Genomic DNA, 25,517 nt, shown 5'->3' with positions numbered 1-25,517 from the left:
ACTACATCACAGATGTATTCTTATCAGGGAAGCTATGACTGACTTTTAAGATTTTTCTGAAGGTAAAGGGGCATTTGACACACTTGCAGAACGGGTAGATAAGGCCCATTCTATCTGGCTGAGAATGCCTCGCAGCATAGCCACTTCTGTTGTAGATGGCTGGGCGCGATTAAACAGCAGCCGAAATTTGGCCATCCGCGATGTAGCTGTATGGGGATAAAGATAACCTATTTTCAATAGGACTGATTCTAGTTGCTGATAGTACTGCTCTAACATTTCCAAGCTTGCGCTATTTTCCTCAGCAAAAGGTTGGGGGGTGATATCCCTTTCTCCTTCTCCGATCGATTGGTAAAGTTCGTAACAGCAAATGCCGACTGCCTGCGCCAAGTTTAATGAGGGATAGGCATCGCTGGAAGCAATGCGTATAAATCGCTGGGCATATTTTAAATCGTCGTTGCTCAAGCCTCGGTCTTCGGGGCCAAAAATTAAGGCCGATGGCCTTCCTTCTAGCAGCCAGGGTAAGGCGGTGCGGGGTGCTTCCAGATGCAGGGATAATCGTCGATCGCGTGCTGTGGTGGCGATCGCTCTGGCACAGCTTTGCAAGGCTTCGGGCAAGCTGGTGAAGAGTTGCGCGGATTCCAATATGTCTGCGGCATGAAGTGCCATAGTTCTAGCTTGTTCCCCCAAATGCTCGCATTGAGGGTCTACCAATACTAGCTGACTCAGGCCCATATTTTTCATGACGCGGGCGACCGCACCCACGTTTAAGGGGCCGATCGGTCTCACCAGCACTATTCGCACCTGCGCTAAGGCTGTGTCTTCCATTAGTGTGTCTGTACTTGGTTCCCGTAAAATTTGATTAACAATAGTATCGTTAACTTAACATGGCACGCCAGCGCTTGAAATCGGATTTACCCACAAAAGTTTGTCCTGTCTGTCAGCGTCCATTTGCTTGGCGGAAAAAATGGGCTGATTGCTGGGATGATGTGAAGTATTGCTCGGAACGTTGTCGCCGTCGCCGGAACAACTGACAACTAACAACTAACAATTGACAACTGACTACTCACAAATGAAAACTGACAAAGTACAACCTAAGCTAATTATTCACGGTGGTGCAGGTAGCTCTCTGAAGGGGAAAGGAGGTGTTGAGGCAGTACGCAAATCACTTTATCAGGTATTAGAGGAAGTTTATCCGATGCTGTTGGCGGGAGCAAGTGCCAGTGCAGCGGTGATTCGGGGTTGCCAGTTATTGGAGGACGACCCTCGCTTTAATGCGGGGACGGGTTCTGTGTTGCAATCTGACGGTCAAATTCGGATGAGCGCTTCGTTGATGGATGGGGCGGCGCAGCGTTTCAGCGGTGTAATCAATGTAGCGCGAGTGCAAAATCCGATTTTTCTGGCGCAATTTTTACAATCTTCTCCCGATCGCGTGCTGTCGGATTGCGGATCGGCTGAGTTGGTGCGGGAGTTGCAAGTTCCGATCTACAATCCTTTGACGGATATTCGCTTGAAGGAGTGGATGTTGGAACGGGATGAGAATTTTGTCAAGGAAATGGCTGGGGTGGTAGCTGAAAAAGAATTGGTGGCGGAAAGTAGCGCCGGACGCGGTACTATTGGGGTGGTAGTTTTGGACAGTCAGGGTTGCTTGGCAGCTGGTACTTCGACTGGTGGCAAGGGATTTGAACGAATTGGTCGGGTCAGTGATTCGGCGATGCCTGCTGGGAATTATGCGAATGCTTTTGCAGGTATTAGCTGTACTGGTATTGGGGAAGACATTATCGATGAGTGTCTGGCGGCGCGAATTGTGGTGCGAGTGACGGATGGGATGTCTTTGGCAGCGGCAATAAATCGCAGTTTTACGGAATCGCGCGATCGCGGGCGAGATTTAGGTGCGATCGGTCTTGATGCTACGGGTGCGATCGCTTGGGGCAAAACTAGCGAAGTTCTTCTTGCCGCCTATCATACTGGGGAACAGATGGGAGATACACTGGAATGGACTGGCAATGAACTAACAGGTTTTGTGTCTTAAATCTTACCACAACAACACGCTTTTGTTAAGTGAAAAGTTGGCAGATTAATATCTACCAACTTTTCTATATTTGGGTAAATGTTCGATCGTCTAGACTTACTCTGTGTCTTGACTCGTTTTTAACTGCCAACCGGGTTTGACAACTTGACGGGCACGGGCAATTACCAAACTGTCATCTGGCACATCTTCTGTGACAGTCGAACCGGCGGCGACAGTGACATCCGATCCTAATGTGATTGGGGCGACGAGGACGCTGTTGGAACCGGTTTTGGTACGATCGCCTATTTTGGTTTGATGTTTGTTCACTCCGTCGTAGTTGGCGGTAATTGTGCCGGCACCGATATTAACGCGCTCTCCTGCGGTTGTGTCTCCCAGATATGATAGGTGAGCGACGTTGCTGCGATCGCCCAAAGCAGTATTTTTCAGTTCGACAAAATTGCCGATGCGACAACCGTTACCTACTTCGACGTGACCGCGCAGGTGGGCGTAAGGGCCAATCCTGCTACCCGATTGTACTGCACTGTCACTAATAACGGAATAAAGTATAGTGACATTTTCCCCAATGTGACTGTTTTCGATCGAACTGCCAGGGCCAATTCTGCTGCCAGATTTAATGACTGTTTGACCGCGCAAATGAGTTTGAGGTTCGATGATTGTGTCGGGTTCCAACAGCACCGTATCATCGATGGTGACGCTCTTTGGGTCAATGATGGTGACACCGGCAGCCATCCACTTATCTTTGACTCGCTCTTGCAAGATCTCGTAAGCTGTTGCCAGTTGCTTGCGATCGTTTATCCCCAAAATTTCCTCATAGTCTTCTACATCTACCGCCATTACCGGTTGCATCAAGTTACAGGCGTCAGTGAGGTAGTATTCTTTTTGGTTGTTGTTGGCTTGCAGTTGGGGCAGGACTTTTGCTAATTGAGGCCAGTTGAAGCAATATATTCCTGCATTAATGCGATGATTTTGCTTTTGGGCTGCATTGCAGTCTCGGTCTTCGACAATTTGTTTAATTAGATTTTGGCCGTCGCAGAATACCCGACCGTACCCTTGCGGATTGGGTACGTGGGCGGTTAATAGGGTGACGGCATTGTGATGCTGCTGATGAGTTTCGATGAGATGTTTGAGCGTTTGCGATCGCAGTAGGGGAACATCCCCATTTAAAACCAGCAGGTCGCCTTGGAAACCTTCGAGATGGGGCAGTAATTGTTGAACTGCGTGTCCTGTTCCCAATTGTTCGGTTTGTTCGACAAATTCCAAATCTGGGATATGTTGGAGGGCTGCTTTCACCTTTTCTCCTTGATATCCGACGATTGCCAGCTGCCTTTTCGGTTCGATCTCCAACGCTGTGAGAATAATTCTTTCAATGAGCGATCGCCCACCCAAGGAATGCAGTACCTTGGGCAGATCCGATTTCATCCGCGTCCCGCGTCCCGCCGCTAAAATTGCTACCGCTACCATTTTTCTTGAGTCAGTCTACTCCCCACGGAGTATACCGCGCTTGGAGTCATTCTGTAGCTACTATGACTTTTGAGTTTTTCTCTGGCCAATAGTGTGAATAAATTCCGTAAATTGAGACACAAGTTTGGGGTTTCGCCAACCTTTTGCTGTTTCTTCATCAATAATTCCCAGTGCTTCTGCTGGCGTAAATGCTTTTTTGTAAGGACGTTCGCTGGTCAGGGCGTCGTAAATATCGATAATTTGAAATACTTGAGCTAGCAAGGGAATATCGTTACCGGCAAGGCGATCGGGATAACCGGTGCCATCCCAACGTTCGTGGTGATGGCGGATGATCGGGAGTACGCCTCGCATTGTCCGCAGCGGTTGGCAAATTTTTTCGCCGATGATGACGTGCTGCTTCATGATCTCCAGTTCTTCGGGAGTAAATTTTCCTTTTTTGAGCAACACAGCATCAGGGATACCCACTTTGCCGATGTCGTGCAGGTATCCTCCCCACATCAAGTCGCGAATATCTGCGCGGGAAAGGTGGAGATATTCGCCGAAGGCTTTACCCATATCCACTAACCTTTCGCAGTGGTCGCCGGTGTTGGGGTCGCGGCTTTCGATCGCCCGGGCGATCGAGAATACGACTTGTTCTGCATGGTCTAAGTCTTCGTTGAGACGCTTTTGCCGTACCAGCGACTTAACGCGAGCTGCGAGTTCTAAGCGATCGAAGGGTTTGGTGAGAAAGTCGTCTCCCCCTGCTTCTATGCCTCGGATGCGGGATCTTCTATCGTTGAGTGCGGTAATAAAAATTACCGGGATTAACCGTGTTTGTTCATCTTGCTTTAACTGTCGGCAAACTTCAAACCCATCCATTCCTGGCATCATTACATCCAGTAGGATGACGTCTGGTTTGGATTCCAAAACCATATTTAGGGCTGTCGGTCCATTCTCTGCTTCTAACACTTCATAACCTTCCACCGCCAGTAATGCTGCTGCTGTCATCCGACTGGCCGGATGATCGTCAACCACAAGAATTTTTGGCTGTTCTGATTCGCCGCTATCTGGGGTTGGCGAGGATATACTGAAAGACGTTGAAGCGCCGAATGGATCGAAAATTGTTGGCTCATGCGGCGGCTTAAAAATATTACCGCCACACGAGCCGGAATCAGTATCAAAACGAGGACTCAAGGCCACAGTCGCCTTCCTAATAGTTCGAGGATTTTCACTGTATCTGAAGAGTAAGTCAACTATTTCACAAAGAGCAAGGGATTATTTGCTCTGTAGGCTACAGAATTCAATGATTTATTTGCGTAAACATAGATTGGTAGAACCCTTACCCTATACCAGCATATAACTAACCTTAAGGCTGTGATAAGCGATTGGGGTAGTTGCGATCTCGATCGCAAATCTTCCGCTTGCCTGTGGAGTCAGGCTTGTGGAATACGGTAACTTAATTTTGGGTGAATAACCAGCGCTTTTTCCACTGGGCGGTTGGTTCTAGAGAAGAAGTTCCTTGTTCTATTTTACGCCTGAGTAGAATTGTTTCAGCCGGATCGCAAAGATTTGGATCGCGATAGGGAATGGCAGCACGAGTTTGTAAGTGTTCTTGTTCTTGTTGGGAGAGTGGCGGCAGGTAGGTAGGAGTTGGCAACCTGCTCCTACAAGCCACTGTACCTGGAGAGCGCCTGCCTACTGGTGGTGCGGAACCTATTTGCAAATTAGCTGCCATCAATGCCGATCGCACTGCGGCGGCACAAGAATAAGTGGCGAGAATACCTTCTGGTTTGAGGCATTTGGCTACTAATCCCAAAAATTCTACCGTCCACAGTTGGGGATTCTTGGGTGGGGAAAAAGGGTCGAGAAAAATGGCATCTGCCTGGAAGCTTTGACAGATCTGCTCAATTGTGATTCTGGCGTCGCCAATTAGCAAGTTTGCTTGCAGCTGGGTTGTTTTTACTTGGCGATCGGCAGCTAACTGGGCAAGAATTTCCGGGATGGGATGAAGCCAGGTGTCGGTTAAGTTGTGTGCGATCGCCGCTTTTGGTACCGTTGGGTCTAACTCTAGTGCCATTAGCTCTACGCGGCAGCTGGGATTAACTTCCCAAATAGCCGCCAAGGCAGCAGCTGTGTTATAACCCAAACCGTAACAAATATCCAACAGCCGCAAGCTCGGTTGCACAGCTTTGGATCTTAAAGCCACTGGATTGACAAATTTAAGTTCGGCTTCTTCAATCGCACCTGACGCACTGTGAAAGCTTTCGCCAAATTCAGCGGAAAAGAAGGTAAAGGAGCCATCTTCTGTGGGCAGGGGTGTAAAAATGCTGCTCTCTGCCATTGTTTCTCTGGGAATAATGACGATCGTACTCTCCTGTTTTATCAAAAGTATATTCGGGTATGGGCCATAGGCGAGCGCACTACATTTTTAACTGCGCTGCGGGGGATCGATCTAGATAATGTTTGGCGGGAACTTTAAAATCCCGCTTTTCTGTCTAATATAGTTGATGATTTTTATGGCCGCAAGCGCTCTCGTTTTAGATTTAAATACATTTTTAAATTTCAAAAATATCATATTTTGGTATTTGCCTTTTTTAATGGATATAAAGCGCTTCGATTCTTGGTATTTCTGACCGATCGAATCATCCAATAAAATTAAATTTATGTAAAATTGATTTACTTTTATGGGCAAATATGATAATGTATAAAAGAATCAAATCCTAATTTGAATAAGCGGCAATCAGGAGAGTTCATGGAAAATAAAATTAGCGATAAAAATCGGCGAGAATTTTTAAAATATATGGTATTTGGGACGGCTGGAACTGTTGCCCTTGGCTGGATGCTACCGGAGAAGAGTTTGAGCCACGAACGAAGAAATACTACCACACCTTGCACTCAAAACCGGAACAGCGAAGCTTGTCAAAATTATCTTCGCGGCGTACCGGCGCTGGATAGTAATGGCAAACACTTACAAGAAAGTACTTTGCTGGCAAGTGCGGTAGCGGGTCGTCCGGTGCTGGTACAAGGATTGCCGAGACCAACATATCTAGTAGTTAATGATGGACCGAAACTAGCCGGTTACGCAATCAATCCCAGTTGTCCGCACCACAAATGTACTGTGGAATGGAAGACGGAAAAAAATGTTTTTGTTTGCCCCTGTCACGGTGCGACATTTGATGCCCAAGGTAAGGTAACTAAAGGGCCTGCCAGACGCAATTTACCATTAATCACGGTGTTAGTTCAAGAGGATGATGTGCTGTTGGTCGATCGCGCACCGGCAACAGATCCGCGCCGATGATGAAAAGAACGGGAGAGGGAGGAATTTAAAGGAATTTCGTGCTGGCATATTGCGAAGATTGCATACCGGGAAAATCCTTTTCAGAGAAGCTTTATTTGGGGTTGAGGGAAACTGGGAATTGGAACGGTATCGCCAATGTCAAATTGCCGCAGTGCAGGCGGATGCGATGCACGAGTTCCACCCTCTTCATCGCGATCGTCACATCGGGGAAAAGGCTTTTCGTCACCTTAGAGAAACTTGAGAATTAGCAGCAAAGTTAAACGCGCCTTGCATTGTTACGGTATGCAGTTTTGAGTACGATTTAGTAGATCGCCCTTTTGACCGATGTTGGGAATTCTTCTGGAACTTGTCGCCGCGTTGCGACAATTGGACGATCTGGTATAAAATTGGTAAATTTACATTACTTTTAGCCTGTGAGATGGGAACAATAACGTAATCTATTTTGACATAGTTATCAAAATCTGTGACAAGGAAACTTAAATGGTAAAGTCTCGCAGGCATCAGGGAGCAAAGTGGGCAAATAAACTACTTTTTACTAAACAAAATAAACTTGATTTAAAAAAAGTCGAGATAAGCGATCGCCAACAGATTGACAAAAGTAATAATACCGATGTAAAGGCAAGAAACTTATCTATAAATTCAGCTAATTGGGAAGATGATTTCGGACATCAATGGGGAGAAAGATTTTTAGCAACTTTATTATTGATGGGTCAAGTAGTTGTGCGCTTGCTCAAAGGTAAAGTTGATAGCCGCAATATCATGGAACATATGGCAAATGTAGGACTCGGTTCCCTGAATTCAGTATTGATAATCGCCTATTTTGCCGGGATGATTTTTACAATTCAATCGGCGCGAGAATTAATTCGTTATGGGGCGCTTTCGGCGGTAGGAGGTGCATTTGCCTTAGCTTTTTGTCGGGAATTAGCACCAGTTTTAACAGCGAGTGTGGTTGCGGGACAAGTGGGTGCGGCTTTTGCGGCAGAAATAGGAGAAATGCAAGTAACAGAGCAAATTGATGCTTTGTATATGTTGAGAACAAATCCGATTGATTATTTGGTTATTCCGCGTGCGATCGCCTGTTGTTTGATGTTGCCTATTTTAAGTGTTTTTTCATTGTTTGCAGGCATAGGGGGAGGTGTGTTTGTCGCATTCTATTTTTACCATTTACCTGTGGAGGTGTTTCTGGATTCTGTCCGGGATTTTTTAGAATTAAAAGATTTGTTTGGCGTCGTTATCAAAGCTTTCGTTTTTGGCGGAATGATAGCGATGATTGGTTGCGGTTGGGGACTCACTACTAAAGGCGGGGCAAAGGGTGTGAGTGCTTCTACCAAAGCAGCAGTTGTGACTAGCTGGGTGTGTATTTTTATCGTCGATTTCGTTCTTTCGCTCGCGATATTTAATGAGTTGAGTATTAACTGAAATGAAAAGCGATCCAATAATATTGGGTAATGGTTGTTGGTGAAAATTTAACCACAGATGAAAAGAGATGAACACAGATGAACACAGATACTTTGACGGTACCGAGGCAACCGGATATGATGTAAGCTGTTTGGTATTTAAACTACTAATTATAGGTGTCAGGTGCGTCAGACAGACCAGTGAAAATTATCGGGGAAATTTACATATCTGACGCACTCTACAATATGTCGTGAAAATGCAGTACAGCTTCAAAGGTGAATCAGACTTTGATAAACCAACGCCGCCAATACATGAGATAGGCAATTGCCAACCAAAATAGTAACGTGACTGTGGCGAATAAGAGGGAACCGTTCATTCCACCCCCAAAAAGATGTTCGTAAATCCAATTGTAAGTAGTGGGTGCGTTATCGCCAGTACCGATATGGGTTTTTACCATAATTTTAATTGCCAAAACGGAAGCGACAAATATAAAAATGGCATTCAATCCCAGCACTTCAAAAGGTTTTCCCCAACGGCGGAGTTCGCGGATTTCGATTAATTCATAACAAGCTGCGAGTAATAGCATCGCCGCACCAACGGAGTAGAGAACGTAGGAACTTGTCCAGAGTTTTTTGTTGATGGGGAAGAAGAAACCCCAATCCCAACCGAGAACTAGACAAATAATGCCAATTAATGCTAAATTAATACTCGTGCGCGTGGTAATCGGTTCGTCGCGCAGCCATTTGCCGGTCAGATAGCCAACGAGTGTTGTGGCAACTGCCGGTAAGGTGCTGAAGAGTCCTTCCGGGTCTCCCATCGAGTTGAAATTATCTCCTTTATATAGATGTGCTGCCGGAATGATGAGACGATCGACATAAGCTCCGAAATTTCCTTCTCGTGTAAGAACACCAGCACCGTAATCGGGAACGGGAATATAAATCATCGCCGCCCAGTAGCCGATGAGGATAAGTAAAATTAGCGCCCAGATCGCTTTTCGCGGTAAGTTGAGAATAGCGATCGCCGCAAGTAGGTAGGCGAGACTGATGCGCTGCAATACGCCCATGATTCTGATATTGCTCAAATCGTAATTCCAAAAACCGTTGAGCAATAAACCCAGGAGGAAGAGGATGAGGCTGCGAGTGATAATCCGCCGATAGACAGAGGCAGTTGGGTGTTTGGTTTTGGTGTACTTAGAGAGGGAGAAGGCCATCGCTACACCAACGATAAAGAGGAAGAAGGGAAAGACTAAATCGGCGAAGGTGCAGCCGTTCCAGTCGGCGTGTTCTAGGAAGGGGTAAACTTTGTCGGCGACGCCAGCCATGTTGACAAGAATCATGCCTGCGATCGCAATGCCTCGAAAGACATCGAGTGAAATCAAACGCATAGAAAAGAAGCTAGGGATTAGGGGCTAGGGGTTAGGGGATGGAGAAATTAGCAATATAGATTAGGCATGAAATTTTTGCACTGGGTAACGTTAGTTTTATTGCTGACAACAGCAAGTGCGTGTAACTTAACTCGCGCTTCCACAAATCAGGGAGATAGGGCGCAGTCAGGAGAACGCGCTGCTAATCCTAGCAATTCTGCGGTGCGATCGGCACCCCTCTCGCCGACACCCATCCGCATCAACTCTGCTTCCTTACCGCCACCTTTCGCTACCCAAAGCGCGTCTAAGTCTCCCAAAGTTGTCGCGATTCCGAATAACCCGACGTTGCGCGTACCGACAGGGTTTAAAGTTAACGTTTTTGCGGATAATGTAGATGCACCGCGTTGGTTAGCGATGACTCCGACTGGCGATGTGTTGGTGACGGAAACTCGACAAAATCGGATTAGTTTGTTGCGCGACACGAACGGGGATGGCGTTGCGGATGTGAAGAAAACATTTGCGACATCCCAAAATAAGTTAAATATTCCCTTCGGCATGGCTTTTGCAGACAAATACTTCTTCGTCGGTAATACAGGCGAAGTTTTGCGCTTTCCTTATACTAGAGGACAAGAGCAACTTTCCGGAACGGGAGAAAAAATTACCGAACTGACTCCGGGAGGATATCGCCAACATTGGACGCGCAATGTGGTGGTTGCGCCGGATGGAAAAAAGTTGTATGTTTCGATCGGTTCTCGTTCTAATGTGGATGAAGAACCATTACCTCGCGCTTCGGTGCAGGTGATGAATTTGGATGGTTCCAACCGTCAGACGTTCGCTTTTGGTTTGCGTAACCCGGTCGGACTAGATTTTCATCCCAAAACGGGAGAACTTTACACAACCGTCAACGAACGGGATGGTTTGGGCGATGACTTGGTTCCCGATTATCTGACGCGGATACAGCAGGGAGAATTTTACGGTTGGCCTTACGCTTACCTGACTCCCAATAAACTCGACCCGCGTCGTGTTAAAGATGGAAAGAGCGATCGTCCCGATTTGGCAAGTCGAACAAAATCGCCGGATGTACTTTTTCAAGCGCACTCTGCTGCTTTGGGAATCCAGTTTTACGATGGTAAGACATTCCCGGAAAAATATCGCAACGGTGCTTTTGTCGCTTTTCGCGGTTCCTGGAATCGCGACCGGGGTACTGGTTACAAAATTGTGTTTGTTCCGTTCGGCGATAACGATCGCCCTTTGGGATATTACGAAGATTTTGTCACCGGGTTTTTGCTAGACCCCGCAGCACCCACAACTTGGGGGCGTCCGGTCGGTGTGTTAGTTCTACCAGATGGGAGTTTGCTATTTACCGAGGAAGCGAATAACCGTATTTATCGGGTTAGTTACCAGCCATAAGAAATTATCCGAAACATCCGCGACAGACAAAAAAAACATCTGTGTTCATCCGTGTTCATCACTCTTCATCTGTGGTAAAAAAATCAACCAAAACTTCCCACGGGAGAGACTTAACAGACGATCGCACTCGCAGTGTATCCTAAAAAGATTTTTTACCACAGATATCCACAGATGAACACAGATGAACACAGATGTAGCTGTAGATTTTTCGTGAGTGAAGCATACAATGCCTCTTTTGTCAAGTCTGTCTCCGATCGGGATCGATCGCTCTCTCTGGAAACTCGTGATTCGTGATGGCTTTATCTTGGTGGAAAATGGCTTTTCTCTCGGTCGCGATGTCTCTGAAACGCTTATTGTTCCGTAGCTATGCTGGAAAATTGGTAAAAAAAGTCTAATTTATCATTAGTATTCAGTCTATACTAAATCGCTCAAATCGCGCAAGTAGGTTTAATAAATAGGAATTTTTCTTAATTAGTTATCTGTGCGATCGGGGTCAAAATTGAGATTTGATTTAAATTTCCAAACTAATCTGCCATCTTGTATGAGATTAGATTATTCTCCGGTCAGAGTCATCGCGAAAAAAGATATATTATCTTCTAGAATCTCTTCTTGTGCGCTCTTTTTCCTCTGCCAGGAGTTTTTCCAAGCGAGACTTGATTTCCAAATGACGGGCGACGCCTTCATAAGCATAGCGATTGTAGCCGTTATTTTGAATTAGTTTTTCCAGATAAAGAATGCGATCGTCCGAACTGGGGTGAGAAGAAAGAAAGGCGATCGGTTCTATCCTATTTAAATATGATAGTCAAAAGTCAAGAGTCAGAAATGAGGAAAACGCCGATCGCTCTTTATCGACAGGGCAATGCTAATTCCCCCAGAATGGATAATGTTCGCAGCCAGGATGTGGAAACTTACGAACAGAACGATCGAGTTTGGGTGGTAGCAAATTCAGGAGGCATTTCCACCTTCGCCACCCAAGGCGCGGGTAAAAACTGGTGGAAATTAGATGCGGGTACTGACATTCCCAGTGAACTAACCCCAATTAATGACTACGGCAACCACTGGTCGTGGGAGCCAAGTTACACTATGCTTGTGGATGAGTACAAAGCAGCGTTGCGACTGATAGGCGCGTCTTTCTATAAAGTGAGTTAATGTTTGTCGAATTACTGTTTTGATTAATTTTTAGTTTATAGTTGACAAAGGAAGCTCCGATGGAATTATCGCCAAAAGCAACAAAGTTTATTATTGAAGCTCTCGATTATCGGATTAAGGCATATCGAGACAGCCTCGATGATCGAGATTTGGATGAAGATGAGATTTCCGATATCACCAATGATGCGATGTTTTTGGAAGAGTTGCGGAAAGAACTGGTGAAGACTCTGAATAATAACGGTAAAGCCAAGATTTCTTATCCTTCTGAAACCGCATCTATATAATAATGGCTGAATTTTGGTGAAACAATGGCACTCTAGGTACGTTGTTGCGCTTTAGCGCCTATGTGGGGCAGGGCGAAGCATATGCCTGACGGCAGGCTATGGCCTACGAATATGAAAATTTTTGAGATACAGAAATTGTCGCCCGTTCTGCGAAGCAGTTCCCGAAGGGTATGCTTCGCCCCTACAGCGATGGTATCAATGACGCCAACACGATCGATGCTACAAATGCCACAATGGGTAAAACTCATTACACCTGTGTTTGGTGAGTATGCTATCTTATCGCTGGTTGCTTTCCTCTGGCTGCATCGCTTTGCTTCTGTCTGGCTGTGGCAGTAAGCAACTTTCGAGTAGCGAAATTGCTAACCAAGTCGAAGGTAGTGTTGTTCTAATCAATTACCCAGACCAAGCCGGACATGGAACTGGCTTTTTTGTAGCTGGGGATAAGCAAGTTTGCACTATTCTCACGGCGCGTCATGTCGTACCTGTGGGTGGGAAAGTGCAGGTGCAAACGCCAGATGGGAAAATTTGGAAGGATACTAAAGTTCAACGCTTCCCAAATCAGGATTTGGCTATTGTCACCTTTGAGGCGGGAAGTGAAAATTGCGCTTATCCAGCTTTGAAGTTGGGAGATTCGGATCGGGTGAAGAAAGGAGACACTATATATATAGATGGATTTCCTCGGCGTGCGGGTAAATTGGTAAAGCAGTTTGTGGGTGGATCGGTAACAGCGATCGAAAATACCGTTGATGGTTATGGTATTTCTTATCAGACTACCACTGCTGGCGGGATGAGTGGCGGGCCTGTGGTGAATCAGGCGGCGGAGGTAATTGCCGTTCACGGTCGCAGCGATGTGGAAATTGCTAAGTTGTCAGAATTGAAGGGGGAAAGTCCGCCGTCTCAGCAGCAGTCTACGGGAAATCCAGACTCGAATGAAGTCGGGGCGGAAGTTGGTACTTTTAAGTGGGGTATTCCGAGTAATATTTATAAGGTAAATATTTCCGGTCTGGCTAAGTCTATTGAGACTACGGCTACAGATTTTTGGAATAGTGGGAATGATTTGATTGCGTCTCAAAAATATGAGGATGCGATCGCATCTTACGACAAAGCCATTCAATTCCAACCTGACTACCATGAAGCTTGGTATAACCGAGGCTATGCGCTAGGGGAGTTGAAACGGTATGAGGATGCGATCGCATCTTACGATAAAGCGATTCAATTCAAACCTGACAAGCATGAAGTTTGGTATAACCGAGGCATTGCGCTAGGGGAGTTGAAACGGTATGAGGATGCGATCGCATCTTACGATAAAGCGATTCAATTCAAACCTGACAAGCATGAAGCTTGGTATAACCGAGGCATTGCGCTAGGGGAGTTGAAACGGTATGAGGATGCGATCGCATCTTACGACAAAGCGATTCAATTCAAACCTGACAAGCATGAAGCTTGGAATAACCGAGGCAATGTGCTATATAATTTGAAACGGTATGAGGAAGCGATCGCATCTTACGACAAAGCCATTCAAATCAAACCTGACTACTCTGATGCTTGGATTAACCGAGGCATTGCGCTACGGGAGTTGAAACGGTATGAGGATGCGATCGCATCTTACGACAAAGCCATTCAATTCAAACCTGACGACCCTGATGCTTGGAATAACCGAGGCAATGCGCTAAATTATTTGAAACGGTATGAGGATGCGATCGCATCATACGACAAAGCGATTCAATTCAAATCTGACTATGCTTATGCTTGGTATGGTCGAGGCTATGCGCTAGATGATTTGAAACGGTATGAGGATGCGATCGCATCATACGATAAAGCCATTCAATTTAAACCTGACGACCCTGAAGCTTGGACTGGTCGAGGCGTTGCGCTAGAGAAGTTGAAACGGTATGAGGAAGCGATCGCATCTTACGATAAAGCGATTAAGCTTGATCCTAACGAGCAATATGCGATCGACAACCGCCAAAACTTATTAACCAAACTAGGGCGATCGAAATAATACCAAATCACTTATCTCCAGAACCAGCCTTGAGATCTTCCTCTGCCAATAGACTTCCCAAATTAATCACAGGGGAAGATCTGGAAAAACTAGGTGCAACTGCCACAGAACTACTACTTTGTTCAACACTACCACGATTTCGCAGCGCCTCTGTCATATCCCGCAGAGACTCATAGCCATCTGCCAAAGGTTTCAGGGTCACGACTAAAGAACAACCAGTAGGACTGAGCTTAGTTTTAGCGCAAATCACCGCTTGCATCGGCGTGTTGGGGTCGTTCCGATAATCGAGAGCAATCAAACCATCCTTGCGAAAACCTTCCAAGCGATCGGAAATTGTCTCACATCTTTTCTGAGTATTCCAGTCATCGCCAAAAGTATTAACCATTTTCAGCCAAGGCTGCTGACCCTTATCGTGATGATAAACCACCGTCCAAACTTCACCGCCGCGACTCGTATCAGCCGAAAGTTGGCAAGAAAAGCGATCGTTCTTACCGCCAAATAGGGTAGGCGTCCAATCCGTCGCCACAGCGTATCCCAGACCAGCAGCAGCAATCAGAACACCGATAACGCCTGCGATCGCGCCTACTTTTTCCCAACTCATGGGATTTACCCTCAAAGCAAATTCAGCTAAAGATTCTTCTAGGATAGCTCATCTAGCAGAAGGTGGAGATTTTGCCAAGCAGGAGGTAGGGGTACGCCAAAATAAAGCTGATGCGTTTTGACCGAAATATCGATGATGCGGTACTTTTGCTTTGCTGAGGGCGATCGCATTTTCTGATGGGGTGAGGGTGGGAGTGCGATCGATAATTAAAATAAATTCATCTGAGATTTTTGATTACCCATTACAACCGCTTGGGGTTGACGCGCTACGGTTTTCAACCGCCTGGGGTTCAAACCCCAGGCTCATAGCTGAAGTCCACTGAAGTGGACTGAATATTTGTGATTAACAGTCCTCTTTCAGAGGACTTGCGCTATTAGCGTGGGATTTGAATCCCACGCGGGTGAGATGCGTAGTGCGATTTACCCCACGCGGGTATAATGGGTAGCGCGATATGGTGAAGGTGCGATCGCATTTTGTGATGAGGTGAGGGTGGGAGTGCGATCGATAATTAAAATAAATTCAATAAATTTTACACTACGCATTACACCCGGCTGGGGTTGATGCGCTACGCATTACAACCGCCAGGGGTTCAAACCCCTGGCTCATAGCTAAAGTCCACTCAAGTGGACTGAATATTTGCGATTAACAGTCCTCTTTCAGAGGACTTGCGCTATTAGCGTGGGATTTGAATCCCACGCGGGTTGTATGTTTTTGCGATATGGTAAAGGTGCGATCGCATTTTGGAAATGATGTAAGGGTGCGATCGCTTTTTCCCAACCCCAATAACTCCAATCCGTCACACCAAAGTAATATAATGATTATAAAAAAATTCTCTAAACCAATGAACGCGAAACTTGTGGAGACTCTAGCGCAAATTATTGAAACTCTCTCCAAAGAGGAACGCACACTTTTAGAAGAAAAATTGAAAAAACCAGACAGGCGAGAAGTAATGAAACAGATCGAGGAGCATAGAGCAGAAATCAGCGCCCGTCGCGGTGGGAAACCTATTAGCCCACCAGTAGAAGATATTATCCATCAAATGCGAGAAGAACGTACCGAGCAAATCATGAGTGCTAGTTTTCCGCAGTTTTATCCAGAGGAAACTTAATATGGCATCAACTTTGGTCTGTGTTGATGCCAGTTTCATCGTGCGTATGCTGATCTACCTTACGCCAGATTCTCCTTTTGACAATCTGTGGAATCAGTGGGAAGAATCAGAAAACATAATTGTAGCACCGACATTAATTTACTACGAAATTACTAATTCGTTCCATCGCTTGGCTGTTGCGGGACAACTTTTGCCAGAAGAAGCAGATCGACTTTTGCAGGATGCTTTGAATCTCAATATCACCCTCTACGGTGACGCAGAATTGCATCGACAAGCGTTGAATCTGGCTGCACAAATGAGATTGCCAGCAAGCTACGATGCTCATTATCTCGCTTTAGCGCAACAATTGAAATGCGAATTTTGGACGGTAGATAAGCGGTTATTTAATGCGGTAAAATCGACGTTTTTCTGGGTGCATTTGGTGGAATAATAGTAATGGTTTATGATGATTTTGGTTGTTGGTTTAAAAGTTGCTGTATGTTAGCGATCGCGACTTTCTGGAATGTAGGGAATTCCGAGTGCTGCGGGGGGTGTTGATTTACCCGCTAACCCCACTAAAGCTAACAGTGCAATTACATAAGGTAACATCACTAAAAATTGATAGGGAATATTCAAATTAAAAGCTTGAATTCGCAATTGCAAAGCTTCCGTTGCACCGAATAAGAGGCAAGCAAAAGCGGTGCTGACGGGATGCCATTTGCCAAAAATTAAGGCGGCGAGAGCGATAAATCCTTTCCCCGCACTCATTCCTTCCGCAAAATATTTGACGTGAACTAATGCGAGATAAGCACCTCCCAATCCTGCGAAACAACCGCTAATTGTCACCGCTACGTAGCGCACTAAATTAACGGAAATTCCCGCAGTATCGGCGGCGCGGGGATATTCTCCTACCGCACGCAAAGACAATCCCAAACTGGTACGAAATAATAGATAAGCGGTGAGGGGAACTAATAGAAAGAGGAAATAAATTAGCGGGTCTTGGTTGAAAATCAGATTGCCGATAATGGGGATATCTTCCAATATGGGAATTGCGACTGTTTTGAGACTCGGTAATTGTTGTGCTTGATTGCTATTAAACAGTATCCGCGACCAAAAGGAAGTCAATCCAATGGCGGTAAGGTTGATCGCAAGTCCGGATACTAATTGATCGACTCGCAAAGTAACGCAAAGATAGCTGTGCAGCAATCCCACCATTCCCCCGACGGCAATTGCTGACAGCATCCCTACCCAAACATTGCCAGTAAAAAACGCTCCCGCCGCGCCAGCAAATGCACCGGATAATAACATTCCCTCCAATGCAATATTCAACACACCGGAACGTTCGGAAAAAAGTCCTCCCAACGCCGCAAATGCTAAGGGGACGGAGAGGCGCAAACTGGCAATTAAGTAATCGGTGAAAAAGGTTAAATTGTCCATTTGGATTTTTTTATTTTAACCGCAGATATAGTTAGGGGCTAGGGGCTAGGGGCTAGGGGTTAGGGGGTAGGGGGTAGGGAAAGTCAATCATTCAAAAATTCCTCCTCTTTCCTCTTCCCTCTTCCCTCTCCCTCTCCCTCTCCCTCCTCCCTCTCCCTCTTCCCCCTAACCCCTAGCCCCTAACCCCTAGCCCCTTTTTAAATCCCCTTTCGATCGCAAAACTGATGGCAATAAACAACACAGTTAACCCCTGAATCGCGTAAACTACGGTCACGGGAACACCCGCACCCCGTTGCATGGCGTTTGCGCCGCTGCGGATAGCGCCGAAAAAGAGGGATGTCGCCACTATACCGGCAATGTTACCGCGACTGAGAAAGGCGATCGCAATGGCATCGTATCCGTAACCGGGTGAAAATTGCTCGAATAAGCGATGTTTCAATCCCATTACCTCGGAAGAACCAGCCAATCCCGCCAATCCACCCGCTAGCGCCATCACAATTATAATTGTTCGTTTTACCGACATCCCGGCGTAGCGTGCGGCAATCGGGTTCAATCCCACTGCCTCGATTTGGTATCCTAGAGGCGATCGCGCTAACACCACCCACACTATCCCTGCCGCGATTATCCCTACCCATATTCCGGCGTGGGCTTGGGTTTTCGGCAGTATAATCGGCAACCAAGCCGATTCAAAAATTAAGCGAGAATACGCACTCGGCGCATTGGGTTCTTGCAGCGGTTCGTTGACGAGATAAGCCACCAAGTTAATAGCAATATAATTGAGTAATAAGGTGGTGATGACTTCGTTTACACCTCGTACCGCTTTCAAATATCCCGGAATTCCACCCCAAACAGCACCAAACAGAAATCCGCCCAGCAAAGCCAAGGGTACGTGAATCCACGCAGGCCAGCCTTGCAAAGATAACCCAACGAGAGTGCTGCCCAATCCGCCCATGTAAATTTGTCCTTCCCCGCCAATATTGAATTGCGCCGCCTTCAGCGCCACTTGCACGCCCAAACCTGCCAGCAGCAAGGGGGCAGTTTTGGTGAGGGTATTGGCGAAACCGTAGTAATTTGCCAGGGATTCGGAGAAGAGGACGGTATAAGCTTTTACGGGGTTTGCTCCGGCGAGGGAAATTAAGATGGCACCGACGAGGAGGGCGGATGCGATCGCCACGATGGGGGATAATATTAACAATAACCGGGAATTTTCATCGCGCATAAAAGGGAAATTTAAAATGGTTTTGCCCGCAATACTTCGTTAGTAAATTCAAGGTTTGTTGGGATTTCAGTTAAATATTTACGCGCCCGCGATAGTGGGTGATCGGGAAATTGGCTATCGTATTTTTCATCGTCAGATTTGCTCCACATCACTGCATCTTGGCGAGTTTTATCGTAAGGGTCTTCAAACCATCCTTTAAACGGATCTTTGGGATCGAAATCTTTGATTACCAGCGCATGAACGAGAGAGTCTCGTACTCCTGTCATCCCGGATTCCGGACAATCAATCTTAATTACATAACTAAAATTGGCAAAGGGAAAAGTGAGGGAACCAATATACCTCATTCCGGTTGATTTCATGGGAAATTTAAAGATAGTTTTGATTGCGGATACATTTTTTACCGATACAATATCAATAGATATAATACCGCCGCCAGCTTGGATGACATTTTGACGATAAAAATTCCGCAGTTTGGTTAAATTAGTTATTGGGGCGGGAAGATCGGGGGGAATGGGAAAGAAGTGCAGCGATAAGCGATCGGCTGTATCGTTTTTCCATATAATGCGATCGTCTAACTGTTCGATCGCTTCCCATTTCGAGGTATCAAAGCTTACCGAGTTGATGGAAGGCATAGCTGTTTTCCTTGTTATCCTTTGTTACGATCGCTTTATCTAACTTAGCCATATCAACATACCATTTCCCTTTTGAGCAGCATCTTTATAATAGTTTACAACGCGAGCGCAATAATTTAATACAAAATTAAACTCATTTTCTGTGCGCCCAATTGAATAAATATCTAACTTTTTTCTAAATCCACGCTCAAACCTTTTTTTTATATTTGCTTCTGACAAATTCGATAAAGCCTTTGATACTTGCTTAACCTCATCAGGTGTTAAATATCGATAAAATCCATAAGTTGCCTCACATTCTGTTTCTGTTCCACACTGAACAGCATTAACAGAAGGCAGATTATCTTCGGAATTATCACTTATTAAAAATGGTAGAATCCCCATTTGTTGATAACCTGTCAGTAAAAAACTTACTATATGCCATGCTTTGTCAAGTTCTAATCCTGCTGTTTTCCCTTCCTCAAGTATGAGAGGAATGTCTGCCTTTATTCTTTCATAGTCTTCTGGTTTGTTTTTCTCTAAATCCTGCAATACCTCTATTGCTGCATTTGCAATCTCGCCAAACATATCAAGAGCATCGGGAGGTACATCCATGTTTTGATAATTTTGCCAGTAATTCGATTCAGGCAGCCATATTGCATAATCAAATACCGTAATGAAGTCAGGATATTTTATTAATTTTTCCAGCAGGTAAGGAGATATCTGCTTAAGGTTTCCTTCTATTCCCATAAATAACTTTACTCTTAAAAATTAGGCGGAGCGTGAAGTATATATTGATTATTCCGACAGATGCTTTATATTAAAAAAGGTATTTCACACCTGTGGGAGTGGGAAACATGAGATTCAGGATTATCGCGATCGCAACCTTAATCGCCACCATTGGATCGGCAGCAAATCCGAGTTTATCTCAAACTGACCTCAACGCACAACTCAACGCAGAACTAAAGCAAGCTGTCTGCGCCCAACAGTGGCGACGAGCGATTCAAATTATCGATCGCATGAGGGTGAGAGTACCGCAAATGGAAAGCCAACTGGTCAGCTATCGCACCCAAATGCAAACTTTAGCCAGATCTCGCACCAGGATAGAAAATTGGCCTCCTGCTTATTGTACTGCCGCTCCCACCACTCCCGCCTCTACGACTGCACCCACTCTCACGCCAACACCAGCAGCAACACCAGCAACAGGAGAGAGAACATCAGCAATAACAGGATCGGTAGCTGCTAATGAAATTAGCGCACCATTTCGAGGTAGAAGAGTTCGCGGTATAGTTGTAAATAATACTAATAACCCCGTTACTCAAGTAAAAGTTACATACAGCATTGTGCGTACAACTGGCGCTGACGGACAGCCGATACCAGAACAAGTTCTAGAAACAGGGACTGCTGCAATTCGCGGTACTATTGCGCCGGGAGGACAAGCTAATTTTGAGACTCTCGTAAATTCACAAATCAGAGGTAATCCGAAAATAGTTTCAGTCGAATGGAAAAATACTCTTGACAATTCTGATGGTGCAAATCCTCCTAGAAGACGCGCACAATAACAAATTATGGAATATCGAAATTTTTTGATAAATATATTTTTAAGTCATCCGATATCGCTATTGCACAACAGCTAGATTTGCGGGTAGAGATCGATCGCTTTTTTTGATTATTCTTCCTGTCCTAAAATTACAGGAATGTTGCGGGATGAGTGGAGTACGCGCACAATTTCGATATCCTCACCTCGATCTAAGTAGAAAATCAGATACTTTTCAAATCCTCTCACAGCCCACTTTCGCAAACCTTCTAAGCGTGAGTTTGTCACCGCAAAAGGGCTACCTATTCCTGGCGTCTTTGCTAATTGAGAGAAAGTCTGTCTCGCCGCGTCGAAAAATCTCAACGCTGCATCCTGGTTATTTTCTGCTATATAACTAAAATGTTCGTCGAGATCGAGACTTGCTCTGGGCGTAATTGCAATCCGGCGTGTCATTGTTTCTGCTTGCGGAGTCGTTCTAAAAGATCCGTGCGTTTCTGTTCCCACCACTCATCTGTCACTTCGATCGGCTCACCGCTATCCAGCCCTTCTAATAATAATTCTTCCATTTGTGCTTGTGCAAGCCGATTTTGTTCTTGATGAATTAGATGATAAATATATTCGCTAGCTGTGCTATAGCCGCCTTTAGTAACCTGATCTTCAATGAAAACCCGCATGGATTCGGGAAGTGAAATATTGACGTTTGTCATAATTTAAACCTCCATTATCAATTTATCCAAAATGGCATAATTTGTCAAATTATTCGACATAAGAAATCTGTTTTCAAGCCATCTGATATCCCTATTCTATAACGCCTGTCGAAACTTTACCGCCTGTCATCAAATAACCAATCTGTTCCACAGTCGCGGTATCTGCATCCAGTATATCAACAAATTGACCTTCGTACATAACAGCGATGCGATCGCTCATCGCCATCACCTCTTCCAACTCAGTGGAAATATACAAAATTGCCGCACCTTTTTGTCTTTCAGCTAACAAGCATTGCTGCACGTATTCCGTCGCACCCACATCCAAACCGCGTGTAGGTTGCATCGCCACAATTAATGCGGGATTGCCAGAAAGTTCGCGTGCAAGCACCACTTTTTGTTGATTTCCGCCAGACAAGTGACTAACTTTAATAGATGGATTTTCAGCGCGAATATCAAAATTTTGCATCGCCTCAGCAGCGTAGTTATTAATTATCCCATATTGCAATAACCAACGACGACAAAATGGCAGGAAATTAAAAGCTTTGAGAATGAGGTTTTTGGCAATGCTAAACCCCATCACCAAACCCATTTTCTGCCTATCTTCCGGAATATAAGCAATACTTTTTCCTCTTCCCCTCTCCCCTGGCGACGGGTATCTCTGAATACTTCCCCCAAAGATATTACGCAAAAGTGCGATCGCATCTGCCAATTCTCGCTGTCCGTTCCCATCAACACCAGCTATTCCCAATATTTCACCTGCGCGAAGTTGAAAAGAAACATCTTTCACAATAGGCAAATTTCTCTCATCCCGCACTTGCAAATTCTTGACTTCCAAAACTACATCCCCGCAGGAAAAAGCAGATTTATGCACTTGGAATAATACTTCTCGACCCACCATCAATTTAGCCAATTCCTGACTGCTTGTATCTGCCGTTTTCATGGTTGTTACAACTTGTCCCCGCCGCAAAACGGTAACAGTATCGCAGATATTCATCACCTCTTCTAACTTATGACTGATGAAAATAATCGTGTGTCCATCCCGCGCCAATTGCCGCAAAATCCCAGCCAAAACCTCAACTTCAGGGGGAGTCAATACGGCTGTTGGCTCATCTAAAATCAACAACTTTGCATTGCGGTAAAGTGCTTTGATAATTTCTACTCTCTGTTGCAAACCTATTGATAAACTTTCTACTTTTGCTAACGTATCAATATCTAAATTGTAGGAATGAGCCATTTGTGCGATCGCTCTACTTTTAGCCTGCAAATTCAAGCGCAAATCGAACTCTGTTCCCAGAATGATATTTTCCGTTACCGTCAGTTGCGACACCAACATAAAATGCTGGTGAATCATCCCAATACCATGTGCAATTGCTGTATTAGCAGAGTTAATTTTGATCGGCTTATCTTCCAGATAAATATCACCCGCATCTGGTTGATAAAGTCCGCAGATAATATTCATTAAAGTAGTTTTTCCGGCTCCATTTTCCCCCAACATGGCATGAATTGAGCCGCGACTGACGCTCAAAGTAATATTGTCATTGGCAATAAAGTTGCCAAAGCGTTTAGTAATACCTTCCAGACGTAAATAAGCCACTCGATTTTGGATTTTGGATTTTGCGCGAAGTGGGCGTCTTGGCGGTTCCCGTCACGATGCCCACCTTCGCAAGAGAGGATTTTGGATTGGCTCCGCTTTGAACATTGTAGAGACGTTTCATGAAACTCCCCCTTCCAGCTAGAAAAGTTTTTCCTCTTTCCGGCTCCCCCTTCCCTCGTAGGGAAGGGGGCTGGGGGGTTAGGTTTTCCGAATTCGCCTCCCTAGTGTCGCTAAGCTTTCTTCAAGCAGCGAGTAAATTTCCCATTCTCCTGACAATTCTCAAATATGATTTTTTTAGTTAAAATCGCTTTTTCTGCCTGCATTGCCTTTTGCTGCACATCCTTTGGCACCATTGCCCCAAACTTACCCAGATAAAGAATTTTCGGATTTTCCAAACCAATCCGATAAATCTCGCCTTTGAGATTACCCTTAATCGCCAAATCCGCCAAATAAGCAATCCCCAAATCGATCCGCTTCACCGCACTTGTTAACACCGACTTTGGCGCTATATCGAATTGATCTGTTGTATTCCCAAAGGTATAAACTCCCTTTTCCGCAGCAGTTTGCAGTACGGCGGGAGAAGCATTATCCAACCACTGATAAATCACATCTACTCCCGTAGAAATCAACGCCAAGGTTGCTTCCTTCGCCTTAGCTGCATCGTTCCAATCACCAGTATAACTGCTCGTTATCTTAATATCCGGCTTAACAGATTGAGCGCCTAACTGAAATCCCCGCAATTCTTCATCAGTTGCTTGAAAAGATTGCGCCGCCAAATATGCCAATTTATTTGATTTTGTCATAGTAGCGCCAATGATACCGCAAATATAACTCGTTTGCAGGTGATCGATCCGCAAAGATGCTCTATTTTTTTCCTTAATTGTACCATTGACGCCGACAAAGTAAGTATCGGGAAAAAATTGCGGTGACACCTGCCGAATCGCATCATCAAATTGTCCGCCGTGAGCGAAGATTAAGTTGTAACCCCGTCGCGCAAAGTCTGACAAAACTTCTACTTGATCTGCTTGTGCGACATTTTCAACGTATGCTGTTTCGACTCCCAAATTTTTTTCAATTGCCTTCACTCCTTCATAACCTGCTTGATTCCAAGCTTTATCGGTGATAATTCCCGGTAAGGCAATTGCCACTTTAAAATTCTGCTTCGCTTGTGGCGCAGACTCTTGCTCTTGTGGTGCAGGCGTCTCGCCTGCGTTGTTTGAAGTGGAAGTCGAACTGTTAGCGCAAGCTTTCAGCAGTAGACTGGTACCAAAAGCAGCTGAAGCGTAAATAAGGAATTGACGCCGACGATAGATTCCAGACATAGAGGTTTTTGTGCGGATTGAGTGCGATCGCTCATCATTAATACAAATAAATGTTTGTATTGTAGCAGATCGTATTTTCAGATACACTATTAAAAGTTATTAGCTTATTCGAGCCAATGAGCCAATCAATTTTATTAAAACAATTACAGGCTATATCGATTACGCCAGAAAGCTTTCGTCCTTACGGTCAAGTTATTTTTGCAAGTAACGACGGCAAACTTTTCGATGCAGAGGATGCACAGTTAAACCTCCACAATGGCATTCCTCGATTTTACATTATGAGGCTGCACCGCAGAGGGCGCAAGTTCCACAAAATCACGCGCCACCTGCAATGCACTCAATGTCTCGGTTCTCTGGAAGGTAAAGATTGGTTGATTGCGGTAGCGCCTCCCAATCGCGAGATCGATCGACCGAAGTTAGAGGAAATTGCTGCTTTCCGCATTCCAGGAAATTGCTTTATCAAGTTAGAGGTGGGTACTTGGCACGCTGGGCCATATTTTGATGGGGAATTTGTCGATTTCTACAATTTAGAACTCAGCGATACAAATGTGGTAGATCATTTCACTCACAATTTTTTAGAAAGAGATCGAATAGAGTTTGAAATTGTTTAAATTCACTCCCAATGAACTTATTTGAAGCGAGAAAATTAGCCAAGCTTTTAAACCTCCCGCCGTTAGTGGGAAATACTCTTAAGGAAATTAACGAAGCCGAAATAATTAGGGCGTCAAAGCTGCAAGCAGTTCCCTGGTATGAGGAAAATTGGGATAATTTTATCAGCGAACTTGACGCCAGGTTTCTGCCCGATGATTGTCTGATTGACCTCCGCCAAAGCAATCTCACTCAGTTTTGGATACAAAACCGCGATATGACTTTTTGGGAGTTACTAGAATTTTTTCAATAAAGGTATTTGACTGTAGGGGTAATTCATGAATTATATCAAATCCGCCTTAGCTACCCCCTTTATCTTCTTTGGTATGAGAGTGCCAGAATTGTTTGTAGGGAACAAAATTAATAGTTAAGGCTTCATAATTA

The 25,517-nt window shown here is 45.1% G+C and carries 32 protein-coding genes; 15 read left to right on the top strand and 17 right to left on the bottom strand.

Features of this window, described 5'->3' with window-relative positions:
* Positions 1 to 45 precede the first annotated feature (45 nt).
* Positions 46 to 825, bottom strand: a complete 780-nt coding sequence (locus tag H6G03_RS00825; RefSeq protein ID WP_190461057.1) for an RNA methyltransferase — start codon at positions 823 to 825, stop codon at positions 46 to 48.
* Positions 826 to 884: 59 nt separating this feature from the next.
* Between H6G03_RS00825 and H6G03_RS00820 the strand changes: the two genes are divergently transcribed.
* Together H6G03_RS00820 and H6G03_RS00815 are read left to right on the top strand one after the other, a co-directional pair.
* Positions 885 to 1,031 (top strand): DUF2256 domain-containing protein, encoded by a 147-nt coding sequence (locus H6G03_RS00820; RefSeq protein ID WP_190461055.1) that lies wholly within the window; start codon positions 885 to 887, stop codon positions 1,029 to 1,031.
* 38 nt (positions 1,032 to 1,069) lie between these two features.
* Positions 1,070 to 2,029, top strand: coding sequence for an isoaspartyl peptidase/L-asparaginase (locus tag H6G03_RS00815; RefSeq protein ID WP_190461053.1), 960 nt, complete (start codon positions 1,070 to 1,072; stop codon positions 2,027 to 2,029).
* 96 nt (positions 2,030 to 2,125) lie between these two features.
* Here the strand turns inward: H6G03_RS00815 and glmU are convergent, their stop codons facing one another.
* The 3 genes from glmU to H6G03_RS00800 all read right to left on the bottom strand — a co-directional run bounded on the left by glmU (position 2,126) and on the right by H6G03_RS00800 (position 5,810).
* Positions 2,126 to 3,490, bottom strand: coding sequence for a bifunctional UDP-N-acetylglucosamine diphosphorylase/glucosamine-1-phosphate N-acetyltransferase GlmU (gene glmU, locus H6G03_RS00810; protein ID WP_190461051.1), 1,365 nt, complete (start codon positions 3,488 to 3,490; stop codon positions 2,126 to 2,128).
* A 60-nt stretch (positions 3,491 to 3,550) separates the two neighbouring features.
* Positions 3,551 to 4,555 (bottom strand): response regulator, encoded by a 1,005-nt coding sequence (locus H6G03_RS00805; protein ID WP_456057554.1) that lies wholly within the window; start codon positions 4,553 to 4,555, stop codon positions 3,551 to 3,553.
* Positions 4,556 to 4,925: 370 nt separating this feature from the next.
* Positions 4,926 to 5,810: a tRNA (5-methylaminomethyl-2-thiouridine)(34)-methyltransferase MnmD gene (locus H6G03_RS00800; protein WP_190461158.1), complete on the bottom strand. Its 885-nt coding sequence runs from the start codon at positions 5,808 to 5,810 to the stop codon at positions 4,926 to 4,928.
* 411 nt (positions 5,811 to 6,221) lie between these two features.
* Between H6G03_RS00800 and H6G03_RS00795 the strand changes: the two genes are divergently transcribed.
* From H6G03_RS00795 to H6G03_RS00785, 3 genes are all read left to right on the top strand, one after another.
* Positions 6,222 to 6,767 (top strand): Rieske 2Fe-2S domain-containing protein, encoded by a 546-nt coding sequence (locus H6G03_RS00795; protein WP_242056807.1) that lies wholly within the window; start codon positions 6,222 to 6,224, stop codon positions 6,765 to 6,767.
* Positions 6,718 to 7,008 carry a hypothetical protein gene (locus tag H6G03_RS00790; RefSeq protein WP_190461176.1) on the top strand — a complete coding sequence of 97 codons (291 nt, stop codon included), beginning with the start codon at positions 6,718 to 6,720 and terminating at the stop codon, positions 7,006 to 7,008. The genes H6G03_RS00795 and H6G03_RS00790 overlap by 50 nt, the downstream gene beginning before the upstream one ends.
* Positions 7,009 to 7,247: 239 nt before the next feature.
* Positions 7,248 to 8,186 carry an MlaE family lipid ABC transporter permease subunit gene (locus tag H6G03_RS00785; protein WP_190461049.1) on the top strand — a complete coding sequence of 313 codons (939 nt, stop codon included), beginning with the start codon at positions 7,248 to 7,250 and terminating at the stop codon, positions 8,184 to 8,186.
* A gap of 259 nt (positions 8,187 to 8,445) precedes the next feature.
* Here H6G03_RS00785 and H6G03_RS00780 read toward each other — a convergent pair whose 3' ends face one another.
* Positions 8,446 to 9,549 carry an acyltransferase family protein gene (locus H6G03_RS00780; protein WP_190461046.1) on the bottom strand — a complete coding sequence of 368 codons (1,104 nt, stop codon included), beginning with the start codon at positions 9,547 to 9,549 and terminating at the stop codon, positions 8,446 to 8,448.
* A gap of 66 nt (positions 9,550 to 9,615) precedes the next feature.
* Between H6G03_RS00780 and H6G03_RS00775 the strand changes: the two genes are divergently transcribed.
* The 5 genes from H6G03_RS00775 (at position 9,616) to H6G03_RS00755 (ending at position 14,373) form a co-directional block, all read left to right on the top strand.
* Complete coding sequence (locus tag H6G03_RS00775; RefSeq protein WP_190461044.1) at positions 9,616 to 10,938, top strand: PQQ-dependent sugar dehydrogenase; 1,323 nt, start codon at positions 9,616 to 9,618, stop codon at positions 10,936 to 10,938.
* Between the two features lie 226 nt (positions 10,939 to 11,164).
* A complete protein-coding gene (locus tag H6G03_RS00770) occupies positions 11,165 to 11,302 on the top strand; it encodes a hypothetical protein (RefSeq protein WP_190461042.1) in 138 nt (45 codons plus the stop codon).
* A 431-nt stretch (positions 11,303 to 11,733) separates the two neighbouring features.
* Complete coding sequence (locus tag H6G03_RS00765) at positions 11,734 to 12,087, top strand: Tse2 family ADP-ribosyltransferase toxin (RefSeq protein ID WP_199315062.1); 354 nt, start codon at positions 11,734 to 11,736, stop codon at positions 12,085 to 12,087.
* A gap of 59 nt (positions 12,088 to 12,146) precedes the next feature.
* Positions 12,147 to 12,371 (top strand): hypothetical protein, encoded by a 225-nt coding sequence (locus H6G03_RS00760; RefSeq protein WP_190461040.1) that lies wholly within the window; start codon positions 12,147 to 12,149, stop codon positions 12,369 to 12,371.
* A 268-nt stretch (positions 12,372 to 12,639) separates the two neighbouring features.
* On the top strand, positions 12,640 to 14,373 hold the full coding sequence (locus H6G03_RS00755) for a tetratricopeptide repeat protein (RefSeq protein WP_242060277.1): 1,734 nt from the start codon (positions 12,640 to 12,642) through the stop codon (positions 14,371 to 14,373).
* A gap of 7 nt (positions 14,374 to 14,380) precedes the next feature.
* On the opposite strand, the gene H6G03_RS00750 is transcribed toward H6G03_RS00755, so the two are convergent.
* The 4 genes from H6G03_RS00750 to H6G03_RS00745 form a co-directional block, all read right to left on the bottom strand.
* A complete protein-coding gene (locus tag H6G03_RS00750; protein WP_190461038.1) occupies positions 14,381 to 14,974 on the bottom strand; it encodes a COP23 domain-containing protein in 594 nt (197 codons plus the stop codon).
* Positions 14,975 to 15,012: 38 nt separating this feature from the next.
* Positions 15,013 to 15,144 carry a hypothetical protein gene (locus H6G03_RS38625; RefSeq protein ID WP_255512154.1) on the bottom strand — a complete coding sequence of 44 codons (132 nt, stop codon included), beginning with the start codon at positions 15,142 to 15,144 and terminating at the stop codon, positions 15,013 to 15,015.
* Between the two features lie 249 nt (positions 15,145 to 15,393).
* The gene (locus H6G03_RS38620; RefSeq protein ID WP_255512153.1) at positions 15,394 to 15,516 is read right to left on the bottom strand and encodes a hypothetical protein; all 123 of its coding nucleotides are present in this window, start codon (positions 15,514 to 15,516) and stop codon (positions 15,394 to 15,396) included.
* A gap of 114 nt (positions 15,517 to 15,630) precedes the next feature.
* Entirely contained in the window at positions 15,631 to 15,774 is a 144-nt protein-coding gene (locus H6G03_RS00745) for a hypothetical protein (protein ID WP_190461036.1), read from the bottom strand.
* Positions 15,775 to 15,815: 41 nt separating this feature from the next.
* On the opposite strand from H6G03_RS00745, the gene H6G03_RS00740 reads away from it, so the two are divergent.
* Both H6G03_RS00740 and H6G03_RS00735 read left to right on the top strand, forming a co-directional pair.
* Positions 15,816 to 16,082 (top strand): hypothetical protein, encoded by a 267-nt coding sequence (locus tag H6G03_RS00740; RefSeq protein ID WP_190461034.1) that lies wholly within the window; start codon positions 15,816 to 15,818, stop codon positions 16,080 to 16,082.
* A 1-nt stretch (position 16,083) separates the two neighbouring features.
* Positions 16,084 to 16,512, top strand: coding sequence for a type II toxin-antitoxin system VapC family toxin (locus H6G03_RS00735; protein WP_190461032.1), 429 nt, complete (start codon positions 16,084 to 16,086; stop codon positions 16,510 to 16,512).
* A 50-nt stretch (positions 16,513 to 16,562) separates the two neighbouring features.
* On the opposite strand, the gene H6G03_RS00730 is transcribed toward H6G03_RS00735, so the two are convergent.
* The 4 genes from H6G03_RS00730 to H6G03_RS00715 form a co-directional block, all read right to left on the bottom strand.
* Positions 16,563 to 17,498, bottom strand: coding sequence for an ABC transporter permease (locus H6G03_RS00730; RefSeq protein ID WP_190461030.1), 936 nt, complete (start codon positions 17,496 to 17,498; stop codon positions 16,563 to 16,565).
* Between the two features lie 172 nt (positions 17,499 to 17,670).
* The gene (locus H6G03_RS00725) at positions 17,671 to 18,717 is read right to left on the bottom strand and encodes an ABC transporter permease (RefSeq protein ID WP_190461028.1); all 1,047 of its coding nucleotides are present in this window, start codon (positions 18,715 to 18,717) and stop codon (positions 17,671 to 17,673) included.
* A gap of 11 nt (positions 18,718 to 18,728) precedes the next feature.
* The gene (locus tag H6G03_RS00720; protein ID WP_190461026.1) at positions 18,729 to 19,349 is read right to left on the bottom strand and encodes a hypothetical protein; all 621 of its coding nucleotides are present in this window, start codon (positions 19,347 to 19,349) and stop codon (positions 18,729 to 18,731) included.
* 39 nt (positions 19,350 to 19,388) lie between these two features.
* Positions 19,389 to 20,075 carry a DUF1877 family protein gene (locus H6G03_RS00715; RefSeq protein WP_190461025.1) on the bottom strand — a complete coding sequence of 229 codons (687 nt, stop codon included), beginning with the start codon at positions 20,073 to 20,075 and terminating at the stop codon, positions 19,389 to 19,391.
* A gap of 107 nt (positions 20,076 to 20,182) precedes the next feature.
* Between H6G03_RS00715 and H6G03_RS00710 the strand changes: the two genes are divergently transcribed.
* Entirely contained in the window at positions 20,183 to 20,887 is a 705-nt protein-coding gene (locus H6G03_RS00710) for a hypothetical protein (protein ID WP_190461023.1), read from the top strand.
* A gap of 107 nt (positions 20,888 to 20,994) precedes the next feature.
* Here the strand turns inward: H6G03_RS00710 and H6G03_RS00705 are convergent, their stop codons facing one another.
* The 4 genes from H6G03_RS00705 to H6G03_RS00690 all read right to left on the bottom strand — a co-directional run bounded on the left by H6G03_RS00705 (position 20,995) and on the right by H6G03_RS00690 (position 24,485).
* On the bottom strand, positions 20,995 to 21,315 hold the full coding sequence (locus tag H6G03_RS00705) for a type II toxin-antitoxin system RelE/ParE family toxin (RefSeq protein ID WP_190461021.1): 321 nt from the start codon (positions 21,313 to 21,315) through the stop codon (positions 20,995 to 20,997).
* Positions 21,312 to 21,569, bottom strand: a complete 258-nt coding sequence (locus H6G03_RS00700; protein WP_190461018.1) for a ribbon-helix-helix domain-containing protein — start codon at positions 21,567 to 21,569, stop codon at positions 21,312 to 21,314. Before H6G03_RS00700 ends, H6G03_RS00705 begins: the two co-directional genes overlap by 4 nt.
* A gap of 91 nt (positions 21,570 to 21,660) precedes the next feature.
* Positions 21,661 to 23,163: an ABC transporter ATP-binding protein gene (locus tag H6G03_RS00695; RefSeq protein ID WP_190461017.1), complete on the bottom strand. Its 1,503-nt coding sequence runs from the start codon at positions 23,161 to 23,163 to the stop codon at positions 21,661 to 21,663.
* A gap of 230 nt (positions 23,164 to 23,393) precedes the next feature.
* Positions 23,394 to 24,485 carry a BMP family protein gene (locus H6G03_RS00690; RefSeq protein WP_190461015.1) on the bottom strand — a complete coding sequence of 364 codons (1,092 nt, stop codon included), beginning with the start codon at positions 24,483 to 24,485 and terminating at the stop codon, positions 23,394 to 23,396.
* 116 nt (positions 24,486 to 24,601) lie between these two features.
* Here H6G03_RS00690 and H6G03_RS00685 point away from each other — a divergent pair, with 116 nt between their 5' ends.
* Positions 24,602 to 25,096 (top strand): ureidoglycolate lyase, encoded by a 495-nt coding sequence (locus H6G03_RS00685; RefSeq protein ID WP_190461013.1) that lies wholly within the window; start codon positions 24,602 to 24,604, stop codon positions 25,094 to 25,096.
* A gap of 11 nt (positions 25,097 to 25,107) precedes the next feature.
* Positions 25,108 to 25,386, top strand: a complete 279-nt coding sequence (locus tag H6G03_RS00680; RefSeq protein ID WP_190461012.1) for a hypothetical protein — start codon at positions 25,108 to 25,110, stop codon at positions 25,384 to 25,386.
* Positions 25,387 to 25,517: the final 131 nt, after the last annotated feature.

The organism is Aerosakkonema funiforme FACHB-1375 (genome assembly GCF_014696265.1).
GTDB classification, from domain to species: Bacteria; Cyanobacteriota; Cyanobacteriia; order Cyanobacteriales; family Aerosakkonemataceae; genus Aerosakkonema; species Aerosakkonema funiforme_A.
This window is presented reverse-complemented; position numbering and strand designations above follow the sequence as displayed.